This is a genomic window from Bacillus sp. USDA818B3_A (assembly GCF_009928415.1).
Taxonomy (GTDB): Bacteria; Bacillota; Bacilli; order Bacillales; family Cytobacillaceae; genus Neobacillus.
This window is the reverse complement of the sequence record NZ_JAABNN010000006.1, coordinates 32,701-51,458: the sequence shown is the minus strand read 5'-3', so window position 1 is coordinate 51,458 and position 18,758 is coordinate 32,701. Positions and strand designations below refer to the sequence as shown.

20 protein-coding genes and 1 riboswitch are annotated in these 18,758 nt (G+C 39.2%); of the genes, 10 read left to right on the top strand and 10 right to left on the bottom strand.

Annotated elements, in window-relative coordinates:
- Window positions 1-8: 8 nt before the first annotated feature.
- Window positions 9-1,421: an L-seryl-tRNA(Sec) selenium transferase gene (gene selA, locus GXK58_RS12860; protein ID WP_160723440.1), complete on the bottom strand. Its 1,413-nt coding sequence runs from the start codon at window positions 1,419-1,421 to the stop codon at window positions 9-11.
- A 189-nt stretch (window positions 1,422-1,610) separates the two neighbouring features.
- Between selA and GXK58_RS12855 the strand changes: the two genes are divergently transcribed.
- Window positions 1,611-2,006 (top strand): Hsp20/alpha crystallin family protein, encoded by a 396-nt coding sequence (locus tag GXK58_RS12855; RefSeq protein WP_160723438.1) that lies wholly within the window; start codon window positions 1,611-1,613, stop codon window positions 2,004-2,006.
- 87 nt (window positions 2,007-2,093) lie between these two features.
- Here the strand turns inward: GXK58_RS12855 and GXK58_RS27540 are convergent, their stop codons facing one another.
- The gene (locus GXK58_RS27540) at window positions 2,094-2,300 is read right to left on the bottom strand and encodes an Rdx family protein (RefSeq protein ID WP_337248180.1); all 207 of its coding nucleotides are present in this window, start codon (window positions 2,298-2,300) and stop codon (window positions 2,094-2,096) included.
- A gap of 173 nt (window positions 2,301-2,473) precedes the next feature.
- Here GXK58_RS27540 and selD point away from each other — a divergent pair, with 173 nt between their 5' ends.
- Entirely contained in the window at window positions 2,474-3,529 is a 1,056-nt protein-coding gene (selD, locus tag GXK58_RS12845; protein WP_442862473.1) for a selenide, water dikinase SelD, read from the top strand.
- A gap of 98 nt (window positions 3,530-3,627) precedes the next feature.
- Here selD and GXK58_RS12840 read toward each other — a convergent pair whose 3' ends face one another.
- Window positions 3,628-4,572 carry an L-threonine 3-dehydrogenase gene (locus GXK58_RS12840; protein WP_160723436.1) on the bottom strand — a complete coding sequence of 315 codons (945 nt, stop codon included), beginning with the start codon at window positions 4,570-4,572 and terminating at the stop codon, window positions 3,628-3,630.
- A 90-nt stretch (window positions 4,573-4,662) separates the two neighbouring features.
- Window positions 4,663-5,853: a glycine C-acetyltransferase gene (locus tag GXK58_RS12835; protein WP_160723434.1), complete on the bottom strand. Its 1,191-nt coding sequence runs from the start codon at window positions 5,851-5,853 to the stop codon at window positions 4,663-4,665.
- A 145-nt stretch (window positions 5,854-5,998) separates the two neighbouring features.
- Between GXK58_RS12835 and GXK58_RS12830 the strand changes: the two genes are divergently transcribed.
- Complete coding sequence (locus tag GXK58_RS12830; RefSeq protein WP_160723432.1) at window positions 5,999-6,304, top strand: hypothetical protein; 306 nt, start codon at window positions 5,999-6,001, stop codon at window positions 6,302-6,304.
- 107 nt (window positions 6,305-6,411) lie between these two features.
- On the opposite strand, the gene GXK58_RS12825 is transcribed toward GXK58_RS12830, so the two are convergent.
- Together GXK58_RS12825 and GXK58_RS12820 are read right to left on the bottom strand one after the other, a co-directional pair.
- The gene (locus tag GXK58_RS12825; RefSeq protein ID WP_160723430.1) at window positions 6,412-7,131 is read right to left on the bottom strand and encodes a hypothetical protein; all 720 of its coding nucleotides are present in this window, start codon (window positions 7,129-7,131) and stop codon (window positions 6,412-6,414) included.
- A 57-nt stretch (window positions 7,132-7,188) separates the two neighbouring features.
- Window positions 7,189-8,187, bottom strand: coding sequence for an NAD(P)H-dependent flavin oxidoreductase (locus tag GXK58_RS12820; RefSeq protein WP_237389656.1), 999 nt, complete (start codon window positions 8,185-8,187; stop codon window positions 7,189-7,191).
- A 215-nt stretch (window positions 8,188-8,402) separates the two neighbouring features.
- Window positions 8,403-8,504: riboswitch (purine riboswitch) on the top strand.
- 117 nt (window positions 8,505-8,621) lie between these two features.
- On the opposite strand from GXK58_RS12820, the gene GXK58_RS12815 reads away from it, so the two are divergent.
- Together GXK58_RS12815 and GXK58_RS12810 are read left to right on the top strand one after the other, a co-directional pair.
- Window positions 8,622-9,215 carry a xanthine phosphoribosyltransferase gene (locus GXK58_RS12815; RefSeq protein ID WP_160723428.1) on the top strand — a complete coding sequence of 198 codons (594 nt, stop codon included), beginning with the start codon at window positions 8,622-8,624 and terminating at the stop codon, window positions 9,213-9,215.
- Window positions 9,215-10,525 carry a nucleobase:cation symporter-2 family protein gene (locus GXK58_RS12810; protein ID WP_160723426.1) on the top strand — a complete coding sequence of 437 codons (1,311 nt, stop codon included), beginning with the start codon at window positions 9,215-9,217 and terminating at the stop codon, window positions 10,523-10,525. Before GXK58_RS12815 ends, GXK58_RS12810 begins: the two co-directional genes overlap by 1 nt.
- A gap of 680 nt (window positions 10,526-11,205) precedes the next feature.
- On the opposite strand, the gene GXK58_RS12805 is transcribed toward GXK58_RS12810, so the two are convergent.
- Entirely contained in the window at window positions 11,206-11,412 is a 207-nt protein-coding gene (locus GXK58_RS12805) for a hypothetical protein (protein WP_160723424.1), read from the bottom strand.
- Window positions 11,413-11,561: 149 nt separating this feature from the next.
- Window positions 11,562-11,822 (bottom strand): hypothetical protein, encoded by a 261-nt coding sequence (locus GXK58_RS12800; RefSeq protein WP_160723422.1) that lies wholly within the window; start codon window positions 11,820-11,822, stop codon window positions 11,562-11,564.
- A gap of 243 nt (window positions 11,823-12,065) precedes the next feature.
- Between GXK58_RS12800 and GXK58_RS12795 the strand changes: the two genes are divergently transcribed.
- The 5 genes from GXK58_RS12795 to GXK58_RS12775 all read left to right on the top strand — a co-directional run bounded on the left by GXK58_RS12795 (window position 12,066) and on the right by GXK58_RS12775 (window position 17,236).
- On the top strand, window positions 12,066-12,971 hold the full coding sequence (locus GXK58_RS12795) for a putative selenate ABC transporter substrate-binding protein (RefSeq protein ID WP_160723420.1): 906 nt from the start codon (window positions 12,066-12,068) through the stop codon (window positions 12,969-12,971).
- 14 nt (window positions 12,972-12,985) lie between these two features.
- A complete protein-coding gene (locus GXK58_RS12790; RefSeq protein ID WP_160723418.1) occupies window positions 12,986-13,744 on the top strand; it encodes a phosphonate ABC transporter ATP-binding protein in 759 nt (252 codons plus the stop codon).
- On the top strand, window positions 13,741-15,375 hold the full coding sequence (locus GXK58_RS12785; protein WP_160723416.1) for a PhnE/PtxC family ABC transporter permease: 1,635 nt from the start codon (window positions 13,741-13,743) through the stop codon (window positions 15,373-15,375). Before GXK58_RS12790 ends, GXK58_RS12785 begins: the two co-directional genes overlap by 4 nt.
- 279 nt (window positions 15,376-15,654) lie before the next feature.
- Window positions 15,655-16,821, top strand: coding sequence for an MFS transporter (locus GXK58_RS12780; protein WP_160723414.1), 1,167 nt, complete (start codon window positions 15,655-15,657; stop codon window positions 16,819-16,821).
- Between the two features lie 73 nt (window positions 16,822-16,894).
- On the top strand, window positions 16,895-17,236 hold the full coding sequence (locus GXK58_RS12775) for a hypothetical protein (RefSeq protein WP_160723412.1): 342 nt from the start codon (window positions 16,895-16,897) through the stop codon (window positions 17,234-17,236).
- Between the two features lie 26 nt (window positions 17,237-17,262).
- Here GXK58_RS12775 and GXK58_RS12770 read toward each other — a convergent pair whose 3' ends face one another.
- The gene (locus tag GXK58_RS12770) at window positions 17,263-17,778 is read right to left on the bottom strand and encodes a DUF3189 family protein (RefSeq protein ID WP_160723410.1); all 516 of its coding nucleotides are present in this window, start codon (window positions 17,776-17,778) and stop codon (window positions 17,263-17,265) included.
- Between the two features lie 126 nt (window positions 17,779-17,904).
- Window positions 17,905-18,531: a hypothetical protein gene (locus GXK58_RS12765; protein WP_160723408.1), complete on the bottom strand. Its 627-nt coding sequence runs from the start codon at window positions 18,529-18,531 to the stop codon at window positions 17,905-17,907.
- Window positions 18,532-18,758 lie beyond the last annotated feature (227 nt).

The following is an 18,758-nucleotide window of genomic DNA, read 5'->3' as shown; positions in this document are numbered from 1 at the left end:
TAGGATGATTAAGCTTCGAGATTGACTAGTGCCCCTAACAATATAGCTTCTTCGTCAGATGAAACTGTCCTTAAATCAATCATAAACTCATCTTTTTGGATACGCGCTACAATCGCAGGTTTCGTTTCCGTTCGCAACTTTCTGCCAATCTGCTCTGCTGAAAGCTGATCATGCTTTAGAGCAATAACCATTGTCGGCAATAAAACATCTGGCATGGTTCCTCCGCCTACTTGGCCAAAGTCTTGAAAAATTCTCGCGTGGAAGCGACTCGTTTTTTGTAATAATTTTGTAACGAATAATTGTGCTCTTTCGTCTAATTCATGAATAGAAACTAATAAATCACGAATTATTGGAATGTTTTTCATCGCGGTTTCCCCTTGGGCATATTCAATCAAGGTGCCCTCTAGTGCCGCCAATGTCATCTTATCGACCCGAACCACTCTAGCTAATTGGTGTTTTTTTAATTGATCAATAATGGCCTTCTTTCCGGCGATAATCCCTGCCTGTGGTCCTCCAAGGAGTTTATCTCCACTGAATGTAACAACATCCGCCCCTAGATCAATCACTTCTTTTACAACGGGCTCTTCGCCAATACCGTGTTTTCTAAAATCATACAGTGCCCCGCTGCCAAGATCTTCATAAAAGATGACGCCCTCTTGTTTTTTCGTTAACTGCACGAGTTCGTCTGTATCAACAGTTTTAGTAAAACCAATTACCTTGAAATTACTGGTATGAACTTTCATGATGATGGAGGTATCTTGTGACATTGCCTTTTCGTAGTCATACAAATGCGTTTTATTAGTCGTCCCGACTTCCTTTAGGATAGCACCGCTTTCTTCCATTATGGATGAGATACGGAAGGAGCCTCCTATTTCCACAAGCTGGCCGCGGGATACGAGGACTTCTTTTCCGTTAGCCAATGCCCTTAAAACCAGATAAACAGCAGAAGCGTTGTTATTGACGACCATAGCTGCTTCCGCCCCAGTGATTTTTCTAATCAGTGCTTCTACATGACTATGGCGTGAGCCCCGCTCCCCTTCCGTTAAAATATATTCAAGATTGGAGTAATTTCTAGCGGTTTCCACTACATGGGTAATGGCTTTCTCACTAAGTCTTGCCCTGCCAAGGTTAGTGTGCAAAATGGTTCCTGTCGCATTAATGACTCTTTCTAACGTATACGAGTATTGTTTTTGAACATGTTCTTCAAGAGTCTGAAAAAGCTCAATCATAAATTGGTTGGATCCAGGAATTGCCCCCAGCCAAATACCTTTTAAGATCAATTCTCTAATTTGATCAAGTACTTCTTTTAAATGTTTGGTGAGCTGCGTGTGATCTAGATGATGATCATTGTGAAGTTTAAGAAAACTTTCATGGTTTTGAAGCTCATGGATGGCTGGTAACGAACGTAACCATTCTTTCACAATAAAAACTCCTTCTTTAACCTTTACCTAAGGGCTGGATGGCCTTTCCTTTCATATCAGTATAATGAAGCATCCAGCCTTCGCCTCTTGGGCATGTCCGGTGGTAAAATTTCTTTTCCTATTATATCATATCCCGTTCACATTTTATGAACGGATAGAATAAAATGAACGAGCAAGGGGGATTCAAAAATGAAGAAAAAAGCTGCACAAAATCAAGCTTTTGATTTTGCTATAGTGGAAAAGTGGCTGGAAAACTATTTTCTGGACCCATTAACATCTTATTACGACCAAACCCAATTTCAAATAGACCTATTCGAGACCGAACATGAGTGGATTGTAGAAGCGAACTTAAGTGATTTTAATGTAACTGTTATAAAAATATATATAGAAGAGAAAAAATTAACCATCTCTGTAATGAAACACCCCCCTTCCCTTACACATCAGACAAGGTCACGGTCCATTGAGTTTCCATTTTATATCAAAGATCAAGACATATCCGCTTCTTTTACAAATGGGATTCTAGAGATTTTTATCTCAAAAACCAAAAAAGGAACAGGAAAAAATAGATATATCACTCTGCCTTAGCTTCTTTAAGGTGAATTTTTTCTTAATCAGTTAACATAATATGATTATGTAGATGAATAAAAGCCCTCGCTTTTCGAGGGCTTTTTGTTATTTGGACTCCATCATTTCAATGATTTCTTCCGTTTCAGGAAAAATGCCAGTCTCCTGTTTAGAATAGATCTTCTCCCCATCAACAGTTACTTCAAAAACACCGCCTGAACTTGGAATCAGTTCTAGCTTCTGGATGTTTCGATTGAAATGGTTGAATAACTCTTCCGCGAAACTCGCGGCTTTTGGTGCGTAGTTTCATTGCATACAAAATTCTACAGCCACATGGTAGTTTTTCACACTTTCACCCCCTGCAATTCGGTTTTCCTATATTAAGATAGTAGAAATAGTTTATCGTATCCCCTTTCAATTCGCAAATGTTCTGCATGAGTCGTGCGGTTTTGGACCGAAAGAGGTATACTATGAAAATGGAGGTGGACATGTTGAGTGAACAAGAGAAAATTCGCCTGACCTCTTTTTCGACAAAAGCTGGTTGAGGCTGCAAAATCGGTCCTGAGGACCTGGCGCAAGTTTTGCGTCATTTACCAAAACAAGAACCTGTCCCTGAGTTAATTGTGGGGCTTGATACATCGGATGATGCAGGGGTTTATAAATTAACCGACTCCATTGCTCTCATCCAAACAGTAGACTACTTTACTCCAATTGTCGATGATCCATATATGTTCGGACAGATTACAGCAGCTAATGCGTTAAGTGATGTATATGCAATGGGCGGCCAGCCGAAAACGGTGATGAATATTGTTGGATTCCCCATTAAGAAACTTGGTGCGGACATGTTATCCGATATCCTTCGCGGCGCTGCTGATAAAGTAAAAGAAGCAGGCGCAATAACTGTCGGCGGCCATTCCATTGACGACCAAGAGCCTAAGTTTGGTTTATCTGTCACGGGAATTGTTCATCCGGAAAAGGTATGGAAGAACGTAGGTGCTAAACCCGGTGACGTACTGGTATTAACTAAGCCAATTGGTGTGGGAATTCTCACAACCGGGATTAAGCGAAGTGCTGTCACTGCGGAACAGGAGCAGCTGGTAACGGAAACGATGGCTATGCTCAATAAGACAGCAGCGGAGGTTTTAAGCAGCTATCAGCCGCACTCTGTTACAGATGTGACTGGTTTCGGATTGCTTGGCCATGGTAGTGAGATGGCCCGCGGCAGTAATGTAAGCTTTGAATTCTATTTAAGCCAAGTTCCTGTTTTAGAAGGGGCTTTCGAATTGGCGGAAAAAGGAGTTGTTCCGGGAGGTTCGAAGTCAAATCATAAATGGATCAGCGATGATACAGTATATGAGGATTTATCTATAGAGGATCAATATGTTCTATGTGATGCGATCACCTCTGGCGGACTGCTAGTTTCAATGAGTGAAAAAGAAGCAAAAAGCTATGTGGAGCAGCTACATGCCAGCGGAATCACTCAAAGTGCCATTGTTGGCCGTGTAATGGAGAAACAAGAGAAACTTATTTATGTTAAAAGATAACAGCGGAGCTCAAGCTTCGCTGTTATTTTTGTTGTAAACATCACCTGCTGGCATAAAGGGAAAAATCCCCGAGCCATCCTTGCTGCGTTTGTTTAAAATTATAGCTTCTGACGTAACTTCTCAATCATATCCTCGGTCATTTTATCCAGATCATACCCGCATGTGAAACCCCATTCTTCCCTGGCACTGCTTGCATCAATCGAATTGGGCCAGCTGTCGGCAATCCCTTGCCTTAACAGATCTACCTTATAAGAAATTTCAAATTCAGGAATATACTTTGAAATACTTGCCGCAATATCTTCCGGGGCCACACTCATCGCCGTGACGTTAAATGAATTGCGATGCTTAAGTTTGGCTGCATCTGCCTCCATTAAATCGATGATCGCTTTCAAAGCATCCGGCATGTACATCATATCCATATAGGTACCTTTATCAATATAAGAAGTATACTTTCTATTTTTAACCGCATCATAATAGATTTCAACTGCATAATCTGTCGTTCCCCCGCCGGGAGGAGTAACATGGGAGATGAGGCCGGGGAAACGCAAGCCACGCGTATCTACACCAAATTTATGAAAATAGTAATCTGCAAGTAATTCACCCGAAACCTTATTAACCCCATACATGGTTGTCGGGCGCATGATTGTATCCTGTGGTGTTTGATTCTTTGGTGTATTTGGTCCAAATGCACCAATCGAACTGGGGGTAAAAAATTGTGCCTTCCTTTCCCTGGCCGTTTCAAGGGCATTCATAAGCCCGCCCATATTCAAATTCCATGCAAAAACTGGCCTCGCCTCTGCTGTAGCTGAAAGCAGGGCAGCTAAATGCATAATGGTATCCACTTTATATTTTTGGGCAGTCCCCATGAGCATGCTAAGATCCATAACATCGACCGTTTCAAAGGGTCCGTTTTGAGCGGCCTCACTCTCATTCTTCTTAATATCTGTCGCTATAACATTCGTTGTTCCATAAACTTCCCGCAGCTTAAGTGTAAGTTCCGAACCAATCTGTCCTAATGCACCTGTGATTAAAATCCGCTTCATCGTGGTTTCTCCGCCCTCTTCACTAATGCTGAACATTTATATTTAATTTATGGATACGTAACTTAATTGTGGAAAGTGTCTATAGAATCCTTAAATAATGCCCATTTCCTTGCCTATTTTTTCATAAATCCTAATCGCTTGATCAAGCATTTCTTTTGTATGGGCAGCAGTTGGCATATTTCGGACACGCCCTGTCCCCTTTGCTACAGTAGGGAACACAATTGCTTTTGCATAGACCCCTTCATCATACAAACGTTTACTAAATTTCTGGGTAAGCATCTCGTCACCAATGATACATGGGGTAATGGGAGTTTCACTGTTACCAATATTAAATCCCAGCTTTTGTAATCCTTTTTTTAGATAATCGCCATTTTCCCAAAGTTTTTGGTTCAGCTCCTTGCTATCGATTAAAATTTCAATCGACCTGATGCAGGCTGCTACATCCGCTGGAGTTAACGATGTAGAAAAAAGAAACGGACGGCTTCGGACCTTTAACCAGTCAATTAGTTTTTTCTTGCCGGCTACATACCCGCCAACCACACCAATCGCTTTTGATAAAGTTCCGATTTGGAAGTCAATTTTATCGGAAAGACCGAAATGCTTAACGGTCCCTGCCCCTTCTCCAAGCACACCGGATCCATGGGCATCATCTACATAAGTGATTAAATCAAGTTCTTCAGCAATCTCCACAATCTCAGGTAATAAAGCAATATCACCGTCCATTGAGAACACACCATCAGTAATCACCATGATCTTGTTTAATTGACCGGAATCTTTTGCTTCTTTCGCGCGCGCTCGTAAATCTTCCATATCAGAGTGTTTGAAGCGAATAATTTTCGCCTTGGAAAGACGGCATCCATCAATAATCGAGGCATGATTTAATTCGTCCGAAAGAATCGCATCATCAGCATCCAAACAAGCCGAAATAGCGGCCATGTTACAATTAAACCCTGATTGGTAAGCAATTGCGGCTTCCGTATGTTTAAATTCAGCCAATTTTTCTTCTAGCTCGACATGAAGTTTTAACGTACCGTTAATAGTCCGGACAGCCCCTGCACCTACTCCGTATGTTTCAATTGCCTCTTTAGCTGCTTTTTTAAGCCTTTTATCCGTTGCCAAGCCTAAATAATTGTTAGAAGATAGATTAATTAATTTCTTGCCGTTAAGCGAAATTACAGGACCATTTGCGCTTTCAAGCGGGTCGATGACATTGTAAAGTCCTTTTTCTTTTAGGTCTTCTAGATTTTTAGTTAAATAGGTATCTAGCACATGACTGGACACAAAAATACCCCCTTTGAGTGTATGTGTAGGTTAATTCTTTATATATCATATTCCTGAAGTGCGTTTAATCATTTCTTATTTTCATCTTTTTCGTTATAATACATTTTATAAATTCACACCTGCTTTATAGAAAGGATGTCTAACTTTGTCAGCTATATCCTCCACACTATACTCCCTGATCATTGGTGTATTGTTTATCTTTATTATTAAATTTTTCTATGAATTCTTTAACGGTGAAAAACCAGAGAAGCAAATAAAAAAGATACATAAATACTTCAATAAAGAAACGATTAAAAAAATTGATCGTTTAGAGCATGAACCGCGTCAATACACTCTGTATCAGGTCACAACAGCCAATGGCAAGAAAAAGGTGAAGGTTAAACCAGGTTATAAAGTGGTTAATATCGTACCGAAAAAAGATAAAAATAAACCAAAAAAAGGAACCATGTAATATTAAATAACAGGTTACTTTTCAATCGCAAAACTTGTAATTGTAACCCAAAATATATAGTGAGAAAACTCAAAAAGCACCGATATTTCGGTGCTTTTTGTCGTTGTTTATTGCGAGAGGTTGGTAAGTTTAAAGAATTCAGGTTCGGGTTTTGCGTATTTTACACCTTTTTCCGACTTAAAATAAATTTCTTTTTCCCTTTCATAGATAACCATGATATTTATCTCGCCAAAATCCATTGTACTTTCTTTTTCGAGTGGTAATGCCTTTTCATCCCAATCGATAGCATTATTTATAATGCCTGCTATTTTCTGTATCTTAGCTTTATCCTTTAAAACTATACAATCTGTGTCAGTTGAATTCTTATATATGCAAATACTTTCTGGAACTTTATCTATCCAGATTGAAGAATGATAAATAGGATTTTGGTCGAATATGATCTTTGTTTGTTGGTCAGATCTATCATATGAAGCAGAGATGCTTAATTCACCTTCAAAACCTTTTTTTGTCCAAGAAGAATCAAATCCACCCCAATCATTTTCTGGGTCATTGTCATCAAGTGCAGATTGAACATATTGATTCTCCCATCCATGTTTGGGAAGTTTTTTAAAGTAAAAATCATAAATCTCCTTCCAGTGGTCCCCCTCTATTACATAATGATTTTCATTTGGCTCTAACCCTTTAAATAAAGGGATATCGTCTTGTTGTTCAGGAATAATAGACATTCCTTCATAAGTATCATCAGTCATTTTTAGGTATCCTAACCATCCCCCTGAAATTAGTAAAATGGTAAAAGTACCAACTAAAAACCATTTAATTTTATTCATTCCATACCTGCTCACATCATTTAAATGTAAGTTGAGCAACGTTCTCCTTACCAGGATTCATTTTACACTGGCATTTGTTAGTCTGCCTGCTAAACGAATCATCTTTTGATGTGCTTCCCTATATTCAAGTTCTAATCGATTAATGATATCAGCGGCGGATTCAATCCGGTCAATTGCTCCCACCCCATGACCCGCCGACCAAATGTCCTTCCAGGCCTTAGCATTCGATTCCTTTTGCATATGATCGAAGTTTATTTGTTCCTTCTTTGCTAGTTTCTCCGGATCAAGTCCGGCTTTTTTTATACTTGGGATCAGCATATTTGCTTTAACCCCGGAGAAAGCATCCGTTAAAATCAGGTCCTCCTGTGTGGCTTCCACAAGCATTTTACGATAATCATTATTTGCCATACTTTCTGTTGCCACAATAAAACGAGAACCCATATAGGCAAGATCCGCACCTGCGGCCTGGGCGGCTAAGATACTTTTCCCAGTTGAAATCGAACCGGCAAGGATTATGATGCCGTCCCAAAAGGTCCGGACCATGTCAACGAATGCAAAGCTGTTAATTTGCCCCGCATGGCCGCCAGCCCCGCTTGCCACGAGGATCAACCCATCCACACCCGCTTCCGCCGCCTTTTTAGCAAACTTTAAATCACTTACATCTGAAAAGACGAGGCCGCCATATTCATGAACAATCTCCACTACATGTTTTGGACTTCCTAAGGAGGTAATAACTAGTTGGGGTTTATGCTTTTTAATAAGAGCTAGTTCATCCTGCAGGCGGCTATAGGAGCTATGTACCACCATATTCATTGCCCATTGAGCAATTTTCCGATCCGGCTCGATTGCTCGTGCCTCCGCTAGCTCTTCATTTAACTGTCCCATCCATTGGTCTAAAACCTCGATTGGCCTGGCATTCGGTGCTGGAAAAGAACCTATGACCCCATTTAAACAGCATGTTTTTACCAGTTCGGTGCCTGACACCAAAAACATGGGTGCAGAAATGATCGGTAACCTTAGCTGCTTCCACCAGCTCTCAGGTATTGTTGTACTCAAGAAAAATCCCTCCTTAGATTTGGAATATTCTTACTAAAAATCTGTAATTTTATAGTAATCGAAAATGAATGACTATTCAATCATTGTTTTGATTTCACCTTTAAATGATTGAAAATGGTTTCAATAAACGAATATTGACCCTTTAAATTTTTAAAATGTTCGTTTTTTACTGAAAAAGGATTGATTTCCTCTATTATCGTGATATAATATGAATATATTAAATATTAATTTTTGCTCATATAATCGCGGGGATATGGCCCGCAAGTTTCTACCAGATTGCCGTTAACAATCTGACTATGAGTGGGTAATGATACGCCTATGAGCTTTTTCTAATAGATTTGCCAAATTAGAAGCCCAATGGTCATTGCCTCACTCTCTTACAGTGTGAGCAATGACCATTGGGCTTTTTTATTTTTCAAGGGGGATTTATCCAGATGAGATTACTAGAAGAAAAGATTGCTTTAGAAGGCAGGGTTTTATCGGATCAAGTATTAAAAGTGGACTCGTTTTTAAACCATCAAATTGATCCACTCCTAATGAATGAAATTGGGAAAGAGTTTGCGTCACGTTTTGCTAATGAGGGGATTACAAAAATCGTAACGATTGAATCGTCCGGCATCGCTCCAGCTGTGATGGCTGGGTTATATATGAATGTACCTGTGGTTTTCGCTAGAAAAAGAAAATCATTGACACTTATTGATGACTTACTTACTGCTTCTGTCCATTCGTTTACTAAAAACGAAACAAACGAAATATCCATTTCCAAGAAGTATTTAGATCAACATGATCATGTACTAGTCATTGATGACTTTCTTGCAAATGGACAGGCTGCACTTGGATTGGTGGATATTGTCAAACAAAGCGGTGCAAATGTAAAGGGAATTGGCATCGTTATTGAAAAGTCATTCCAGCAAGGCGCAGAGAAACTGCGGGAGCTTGGATTAAGAGTGGAGTCACTAGCTCGGATTGCCTCTTTAAAAAACGGAGAAGTTCAATTTATCAATGAAAAAGTGGAGGAATTAGTCTAATGAAACAAAGTCCATGGAAAACAGCTTCTTTAGGAATTCAACATGTTTTAGCAATGTACGCCGGGGCTGTCATCGTCCCTCTAATAATCGGCGGGGCCCTTCATTTATCTGGTAAACAACTAGCCTATTTAGTATCACTTGATATATTGACAAGCGGGATTGCTACTCTTCTTCAAGTATGGCAAAACCGTTACTTTGGAATCGGTCTTCCTATTGTTCTAGGCTGTACATTTACAGCTGTTGGTCCGATTATCGCGATCGGCGGCCAATATGGTATGGGTGCAATCTATGGTTCCATTCTCGTTTCAGGAATTATTGTTATCCTAATCGCTTCCTTTTTTGGAAAGCTTGTTCGCTTCTTCCCGCCTGTTGTCACTGGATCTGTTGTAACCATTATCGGAATTACCTTAATCCCTGTTGCCATGAATAATGTTGCCGGCGGACAAGGCAGCCCAGATTTTGGATCTGTCACAAATCTTAGTCTTGCTTTTGGTACACTACTTTTTATTATTGTACTTTATCGCTTTTTTAAAGGTTTCGTTCGTTCGATTTCTATTTTACTAGGATTAATTGCAGGTACGATTGCCGCAGCTCTTTTAGGAAAAGTTAATTTTTCTGCTGTCGGTGAAGCATCTTGGTTCCACATGGTTGCACCTCTGCACTTTGCGGTACCGACATTTGAACTTGCTCCGATTATTACAATGACGCTTGTAGCAATTGTGAGTCTGATCGAATCATCTGGTGTATATTTTGCATTAAGTGATATTACGGGAAGAAAGCTGACTGAACAGGATTTAGTCAAGGGATACCGTGCCGAAGGCCTTGCTAGTCTTGTAGGTGCCCTTTTCAACTCCTTCCCTTACACGACCTATTCACAAAACGTTGGGCTCGTTCAATTTTCTGGAGTGAAGTCAAAGAATGTCATTTATACGATGGCTGGAATCTTGATTTTCCTTGGATTTGTTCCTAAAGTTGCGGCATTAACGACCGTCATCCCTACTTCTGTCCTTGGGGGCGCAATGGTTGCGATGTTTGGCATGGTCATTGCTTCAGGAATTAAAATGCTAAGCAAAGTCGATTTTTCTTCTCAGGAGAATCTGTTGATTATTGCCTGCTCGGTGGCTGTCGGTCTAGGAGTTACAACCGTTCCTACTTTATTTGATGCCTTACCAGAAAGCGTGAAAATTTTAACCAACAGTGGCATCGTTGCCGGAAGTTTAACAGCGATCATTTTAAATATCATTTTTAATGTCGCAAAAACGAACCCGCAAAGCCAAAAAGTTACCAATAGCAATCAAAGTGTTGCTTAGAGCTGCCTCTGGTGCTTAAGAAAAGTTTTTTGCAAAAACAGGAAATTATACCCATATAACATCTGCTAATATTGGTAATCTTATTATTAGAGCAAGGCTTAACAACAAACCTCACTGTTATGGCTACTACATCATGATAAATTTTAGCCTTGCTCTCAATTCCCACCCAATTACCCATATCATCCAGCTTTTTAAAGCATAAAATGTATTGGGATTAGTCAAAAAGCCAGGCCAGTATGAATCAACATTTTTTTATGTACTTTTCACCACTACTCAACATGTGAGTAGTTTTTTTATTTCCATAAAAATGGAGTCGCTAATGTCTAAAATAAGAGTACTGCATAGAAGTAAAATGAGGTATGGTGCCCGCACCATACCTTGTTAAATAGTATAAATTTTTTTTCATCAAGAAATCTTAAGTAAAAGTTAAGCTTTCTATCGTTTAATAATAAATAAGTTGTTAATGCTTAACTAACATTTTGCATTAACCGTTTTTCTTGTTTAAATTCTTCTGAGTTTAGACCTCCCATTTAGGTTTAGCCTAGACCACTAAACCTAAACTTTACCTTTGATTTTATCAATGAATCAAAGGTCTTTTTTATTTTCACTGTGTAGTCTTCCCACTTTTCACGTCTGAAGATAAATGCAGCAAAAAGAAAGCGGCTATTTAACAGCTAATCTTAAGCACTGTAATTTTCCATTGTTTGTACGTCATTAGCTTCTTCTTTACATGACTGATTCATAATGCCTCTTTGAGACATAATGGAATAAATGATCCCTAGTTCATAATACATCTTTTTAGTTGATACACCATTATGTATATTTTTATTAACTTCATTGTAAAAAGCGATTAACAGATCGTTTGGTAATTTTTCATAAAAAGTCATTTTTAACTCCTTCTAACCATTTTATTCACTTATTATCCATTTTATATGAAAAAGAAAACGTTTTCAATAAATATAGTAAACTAAAAAAATTAATTTTTGAAAAATAAAATAGAAGGGGGAACCATTTAAATGAACAAGATCAGACGAAGTTAACTGAAACTCCGTCTGATCATCTCTAATAAACCTGATAAGCTGGTTTCGGAAAATAGATCCCCATCACTGACTGTAGAGTTCGTATCAGTCCTTTTCCTTGATGTACTTGTTGTCCCCGAATCCCCATTACTTGAACCTGATGTTGTGTTTGTAATAGATATAGGCGCAATTGTAACTGCGCCGCCAAAGTTCACAATTCCTCCTGAAATCGTTCCAATTGTGATTCCGTCCTTATGGTATGCCGCCATTTTAAACATGCCTCCCTCCTTATATATTCTATGTACAAGTTGTCATACTTGTTTAACCATTTACATTAGTTAGTCGAAAATGAGTATTACGCTTAGCTTAGTTTAGCCATTGATTTCCTTCTTCTTCCTATATAAAAAACCGATAGTATTTTATAGATTAAATAGATTTTATGAATTTATTGGTCTAGCTTCTTTCTTTATAATGTAGAAGGCAATAAGAAATTAGACATACTATTAGAGGTGCGGAAATTTATGAAAAAATGGCTTTCTCTGGTTTTATTAGCTATCCTCGTTCTTTCACTAGCTGCATGCGGCAGTCAAAAGGATGATAAGGCAAGCGAATCTAAAAAAGAAACAACGGATACAAAAGAAGTGTTCAAAATTGGTGCGATTCCTGACCAGAATGCAACTGAACTTGATAAAGGGATGACAGCTGTTGCACAATATCTAAGTGAAAAAACTGGAATGAAGGTAGAATTTGTACCGTCTGTTGACTATGCTGCCCTTGTGACAGCTTTTCAACGTGGTGAAATTCATATGGCATGGTTCGGCGGGTTAACAAGTGTTCAAGCAATCAGCCTCGTTCCTGATGCGGAAAGCTTTGCACAAAGACCTAGAGATGCAGAATTCCATTCAGTATTCATCACTCAACCTGACTCAGGAATTACAAAGCTTGAGGATCTAAAAGGTAAATCATTTACCTTTGGAAGTGAAAGTTCGACTTCTGGGCATTTAATGCCGCGTTATTTCTTATCAGAAGCTGGCATAGACCCGAATACAGATTTTGACGGTAAGCCTAACTTCTCTGGTTCACACGATACTACTTATAAATTAGTGGAATCAGGTGCATTCAAAGCAGGTGCATTAAACGAAGCCGTCTGGGAAGCAGCAGTAGCCGAAAAGAAAGTGGATACTACTAAAGTAAAAGTTTTTTATACCACTCCATCTTACTTTGACTACAACTGGACAATCAATAGCAATGTAGATGATGTATTTGGAAACGGTGCGAAGAAAAAAGTAGAAGATGCGATTCTTTCCATTACAACTGATCAAAAAGAAATTACTGACTTCTTCCAAACAGATAAATTTATCGAAACAAAAAATGCTAATTATGGTAAGATTCAAAAGGTAGCAAAAGAACTAAACATCATTAAGTAGTAGGTGTCAGATACATGTCTTCAAAACAAATGATTGAAGCGAAAAATTTAACAAAACACTTTGAGCGGAAGATAGCTTTATCTTCCCTTTCTTTTACAATCAAACAGGGAGAGTTAGTAGCATTAATTGGACCAAGCGGAGCGGGTAAAACCACTCTGCTTAATTCCATTATTGGACTGGTGCCTATTTCAGGAGGAGACCTTCTAATCGATGGCCAGCCCCTTTCTGCTTATAAAAAAGGGAAAGTCTTTGCAAAAAAAATGGGCGTAATCCGCCAGCAATTTGATTTAATCGGCCCGCTTGCTGTTATTCACAATGTTTTGGCTGGCAAACTCTCTGAATGGGGAACGATTAAATCCCTCTTTTCCCTATTGGTACCACAAGAGAAAGGATTAGCAATGAAATCGCTAGAACGTGTTGGGCTTCAAGATAAGGCATATGAAATAACGTCCACCTTATCAGGGGGCGAACAGCAGCGTGTGGCGATGGCAAGATTAATGGTGCAAAAACCGGAAATCATATTAGCCGATGAACCAGTTGCTTCTCTAGACCCAGCCAGAGCGGATGACATTTTATCCATGCTGACAAAGATTGTTTCTGAGGAAAATCAAACCTTAATCACCAGCCTCCACTCGGTTGAGTATGCCAGGAAATATTTCACAAGGATTATTTCGATGAAAAATGGGGAGATATTTTTTGACTTGCCGACGGAACAGGTAACAGATGACCTTTTAGCAGAGCTATATCAAATACAAAGCGGTGCTGCGATATGAAACTAGCACCCTTCTTCAAATTGTATAACCGCTTTCTCCTCTCGCTTCTATTAATTGCTATATTTGTCTGGAGTCTTTTCTCCGTCAAATGGGGTCCCGATTTATTTCACTCCGGTGGTATTCCTACCTTAGCACAAATATTTGAAGGTCTTTTTCAGCCTGACCTTTCTCCAGACGTTTTAATGCTTGGATTTGAGTCAGCGTGGATTACATTAGCGTATGCCGTTGCCGGGATGTCGCTTGCCATCCTTTATGCTTTTGTGGCTGGTATTCTTGCTTCAGGGGTATTGGCTTCATCAAGAACGTCAAAATGGGTTTCAAAGGTGCTTTTTAGAGGGATTTTAGGATTTACTCGTTCCATCCATGAACTCATTTGGGCCTGGCTGTTTGTGGCAGCTGTTGGGCTCTCCCCGTATGCAGCCATCCTTGCCCTTGCGATTCCCTATGGCGGCATCCTAGGGCGGATCTTTGCTGATATGCTCAATGACGTTTCGAAGGAACCGATTAAGGCATTAAAGACTTCAGGGGCATCAAAACTGCAAACCCTTATTTATGGATACCTCCCCTTAGTTTGGGCGGATTTGATCAGTTACACTATGTATCGTTTTGAATGTGCGATTCGTTCGTCAGCCATCATGAGCTTTATTGGTTTAGGGGGTCTGGGTTACCAAATTCAATTATCCCTGCAGGATTTAAAATATGACCGGGTTTGGACGTATGTATTCTTCCTCATTGGGCTTGTCATCATTGTGGATTTATGGAGCAATTTGGTCCGCCAGGCATTAACCGAGCGAAAGAAGCAGCTTAGGTTTAGCGCTGGCTGGAGATCAGTCTTTTTTACGTTAATCCTTATTGCTGGTTCATGGCTGTATATAAATCTCAGTGAAAATGCAGATTTGTTTGAGCTCGTTTCTGATCGAAATCTCGCAGCAGCTAAAAGATTTTTCGGAGGACTCCTTGGGATAGGTATTGACCATCCTGCGTTCCTTGATAAGGAAAGCTGGTCTGGTGCTTTGAAACTTACGTTGGAAACACTGGAAATGAGTATTATGGCGATTGGCTTTTCGACAATTGCCGCCTTCTTGACGGTGGTTCCAGCAGCAAGAAACATCGCTAATGGAAAATTAACTGGGTCTAATAAGTGGTATAATCGGCTGTTATTTTGGATTGTACGACTTGCTTACATTTTTTCTAGAGCGGTTCCTGAACTTGTTTGGGCAATGATGATTATTTTTATTTTTAAGCCTGGGTTATTGCCAGGAGCAATCGCGCTTGCCCTTCACAATTTCGGGATATTAGGTAAACTTTGGGCTGAAGTAATTGAAGATATGGATTCCCGCCCGATTAGGAATTTGGCAACAGCTGGTGCCTCTAAAATGGAATCATTCTATTATGGCATCCTGCCGATGGTCATGCCTAGATTTCTTACCTATATTTTATATAGATGGGAAGTCATAATGAGGACAACGATTGTTGTTGGGTTTGTCGGTGCAGGCGGTTTGGGAATGGACTTTAAGCTTGCTATGAGTTATTTCAATTATACACAAATTACCTTACTGCTTTTATGTTATATGATTCTAGTTGTTATAGCGGATTTCGCTTCTGAAAGTACCAGAAAGGCAGTAAAATAAAAGCGGAAATTGCACGAACAAGGACGAAAAACACATCTTCACGATAAGATGTGTTTTTTTTGTTTTCTATCATACGCTTTCTCTCAGCTAATAAACTGCTAGCAATTTATTAGCTCATGCTAGGTTGGCTTTTAATTAATATTTCGTTCAATATTTTTTAAATTTTTCAACAAGTTACGTTATTCAGCAAGGAAATAATCGGAGGTAATGCTTGTTTTAGAATGTACCTTTCCGTTATTCTAAAAAGAGAATACATTTTATCAAAGGGGGTGAGTCTCCTTGGAAACTAAAAGGGCTTTACCTATATTGTTTCTTGTTATGTTTTTAGTAATGGTGGGATTTGGCATAATCATACCGGTTTTACCTTTTTATGCAGAGGAAATTGGCGCTAGTCCGACTGAACTCGGATTGTTAATGTCCGTTTACTCCCTGATGCAGCTGATCTTTGCTCCGATATGGGGTCAGGTTTCCGATCGAATCGGGAGAAAGCCTGTGATGATGATTGGAATTGCCGGCCTTGGGCTTTCCTTTTTCATCCAAGCCATTTCCACTCAGTTGTGGATGCTTTTTGCGGCAAGAATCCTTGGGGGAATGCTATCTGCTGCAAATATGCCAACAGCGATGGCCTATGTCGCCGATATCACAACAGAGGAAAACCGTGGAAAAGGAATGGGGATTGTAGGGGCAGCAACAGGACTCGGCTTTGTTTTCGGTCCAGCCATCGGTGGTATTTTCTCAAAAATCAGCTTAAACATGCCTTTTTATCTCGCAAGTGGGTCTTCCTTTATCACCTTATTCCTTGTATTAATACTATTAAAGGAGTCTAAGCAAAAAGGAAGTGAATCTGTACAAAAAAGAACACCTTTCTGGAGAGCGTTTAATGGGACAACTTCCATCCTCTTTTTCGTACAGTTCTTGATTTCACTCTCACTTTCCGGCCTTGAAGCTACGTTTGCTTATTTTGCTGCCCAAAGAGCCGGGCTTGAATCTATTCAGTTAGGTTATATTTTTATGATTATGGGGTTTGGCAGTGCACTTGTTCAAGGTGGTTTGGTTGGAAGATTGACAAAGAAATACGGCGAGAGTCCGGTGATTCTTGGCGGTATGATTGTCTCCGCAATCGGATTTGGGCTAATCTTACTTGTACATAATTTTACTACAGCCGCTATTTTTTTAACGGTTTTTGGATTAGGAAATGGTGTAATCCGGCCAAGTGTATCTTCTCTATTAACGAAGACATCTTCCTCAGGTCATGGTGGAACCACAGGCCTATTATCGTCGTTCGATTCATTAGGCAGGATTATTGGCCCGATACTTGGAGGTTGGTTATATTCCATCATGATTGGTCTTCCATATCTTTCAGGTGTTGTGATCACCATTATTGCCCTTGTTCTTTTTCTTATCTTCCGTCCTCAGGTAAATGCTATAAAGTTAACTGATCGTTAAATAAGCAGGCATATGTTACGTGGACATGCATAAAATGGGTTTAGGGATTCTGGTAGAAATGAGGAGCAAAGACATGAAAAGAAAAACCTTTATCAGTGTTTTTTTCGTTCTGATTCTCTTAGGCTTTTCGGCTTATCTTGATTCACCTTACTCATTCTTAAACAAAGACTATGCTTATTCGAATGACCAGCCAGCTGCAGCAATTCCTGCAGCGGAAGCATCGTCAACGGATGTCACGGAAACGGAAGAGAGACTCGTGGAACGTGTAGAGAAGAACGGTTATATCATCGAAACATATGAGGAATATGAAGTTTCTAAAGACAAGGACGGTCATATCTTAGAAAGCGAACCGACAGGACAAACGAATACACTTAAATATTGGGACTATAGCAAAAATAAAGGAATCAGCAAATAGACCGCTAGGATTAGCGGTCTTATTTGTTATGACTTATACATTTCATTTTGTAAAATAATGATATTTTCATTAAAAGATGTATGGCCCACTTGTTTAGTGTTTTCAACCAGCCGGTAAATATTATCACAGCATAGTTTGGCACCAATTACTAACAACGGTACACCAATAAAGTCCAGCTTTAGCCCTCTTGAAAAAAAACCTCCAAGCGACATAGGCAATGGTACAGTAGGTGATGTATGGGAGAAAATAATTTTTTCTTTAAAGTGAAATCTTTCCTGCAGAAGTAAAGTCAATTCCTTCAAAGATGGGATAACGAGTTTGTTTCTTTTGCAGCCAATTGTATAAACGGCATTCCCTTCCTCATCTTCCCCATGATAAATGAGTTTTCCAAATTGTTCTTTCGTTAGTTTATTAAAATATTTTACATTTAATATTTCTTCCGTCGTTAGTTTCCTTTCCGACTGCGGCAATTGTTTCAGATGATAGGCGGCGGCCAGAGAGGTTGTATGTGTCCCACCGTAATCATTATAAATATATATCATAGGAAATCATCCTTTAATATGTGAATAAAAATATTATGGTCATTTATTCCATTTATAATTCGGAATACAAGCTACTAAATTTTATTAAATGAAAAAAGATCGCCTCGATGACGACCTCATTAATCTTTATTTTTTCTTGCCATTGTCTTCCTTTTGCTCCTTACGAGTCACAGCTTTGGCTTTTGCCTCTTCTGAGACTTGTTGTCCATGATTAGCAGTCGTTGTTGTTGTATTCGTTGTTGTTGATGTATTCGTTGTTGTTTTTGACGTAGATGGTTGAGATGGTAAAGTTTTTGTAGCAGTAGCTTGTTTTGTACTTACTGTATTTGTCGTTTTCTGTTCCTGCACCGCGCTAGGAGCGGAAGTGGTTGTTTTGTCAGTAGGTGATACAGCACTTACAGTCGGTGTATTTTTCTTTTGTATTTGGACTGTCGCTTTATTAGTTGCTGTTTGTTGTGTAACAGGCTTATCTGAAACCGTGGGTACCTCGTTTTTTATTTCAGATACTGCTTTTTCCTCTTTTACCGTATGGATAGCAATCGGTTCTTCAGCCACGATTTTGGGTGTGTGAGCTTGCACTTTTTTTTCTTTTGGATTGTTATTAACTACTGTTTTATCGCTATCGGAGATTGGGATATTGTTTTCTTGCGGTAATGGTTTAGCAGGTTGGTCAGTTAGCAAGTTATTAGTGATAGAAAACGTAACGGAACCCACTAATACCATGGTAATGGCTCCTAATGCTTTTTTGTTCATAATTTTCCTCTTTTATCTTTTTTATTAAGGACTGCAATACAATTTACGCTAAACCTCTTCGGTTTTTGGGGGTAACTAGTAAGAAAAAATAAAAAATTGACAGTATTACCATCATTAAAAGAAAAAAACATTTCAACCTACCCCCAAAATTCAGCAATGACTACCTAACCTTTTGTTGGTAGTCTTTTTTTGTCGAAAAAATCGATCCATTCCCCGAAGATAAATCA

Coding starts and splice junctions, on each gene's coding strand:
- GXK58_RS12790 (WP_160723418.1), top strand. CDS start 12,986: ATGTCTTCAAAACAAATGATTGAAGCGAAAAATTTAACAAAACACTTT.
- GXK58_RS12805 (WP_160723424.1), bottom strand. CDS start 11,412: ATGACTTTTTATGAAAAATTACCAAACGATCTGTTAATCGCTTTTTAC.
- GXK58_RS12785 (WP_160723416.1), top strand. CDS start 13,741: ATGAAACTAGCACCCTTCTTCAAATTGTATAACCGCTTTCTCCTCTCG.
- GXK58_RS12840 (WP_160723436.1), bottom strand. CDS start 4,572: ATGAAGCGGATTTTAATCACAGGTGCATTAGGACAGATTGGTTCGGAA.
- GXK58_RS12800 (WP_160723422.1), bottom strand. CDS start 11,822: ATGTTTAAAATGGCGGCATACCATAAGGACGGAATCACAATTGGAACG.
- GXK58_RS12815 (WP_160723428.1), top strand. CDS start 8,622: ATGAGATTACTAGAAGAAAAGATTGCTTTAGAAGGCAGGGTTTTATCG.
- GXK58_RS12770 (WP_160723410.1), bottom strand. CDS start 17,778: ATGATATATATTTATAATGATTACGGTGGGACACATACAACCTCTCTG.
- GXK58_RS12775 (WP_160723412.1), top strand. CDS start 16,895: ATGAAAAGAAAAACCTTTATCAGTGTTTTTTTCGTTCTGATTCTCTTA.
- GXK58_RS12765 (WP_160723408.1), bottom strand. CDS start 18,531: ATGAACAAAAAAGCATTAGGAGCCATTACCATGGTATTAGTGGGTTCC.
- GXK58_RS12855 (WP_160723438.1), top strand. CDS start 1,611: ATGAAGAAAAAAGCTGCACAAAATCAAGCTTTTGATTTTGCTATAGTG.
- GXK58_RS12825 (WP_160723430.1), bottom strand. CDS start 7,131: ATGAATAAAATTAAATGGTTTTTAGTTGGTACTTTTACCATTTTACTA.
- GXK58_RS12795 (WP_160723420.1), top strand. CDS start 12,066: ATGAAAAAATGGCTTTCTCTGGTTTTATTAGCTATCCTCGTTCTTTCA.
- GXK58_RS12810 (WP_160723426.1), top strand. CDS start 9,215: ATGAAACAAAGTCCATGGAAAACAGCTTCTTTAGGAATTCAACATGTT.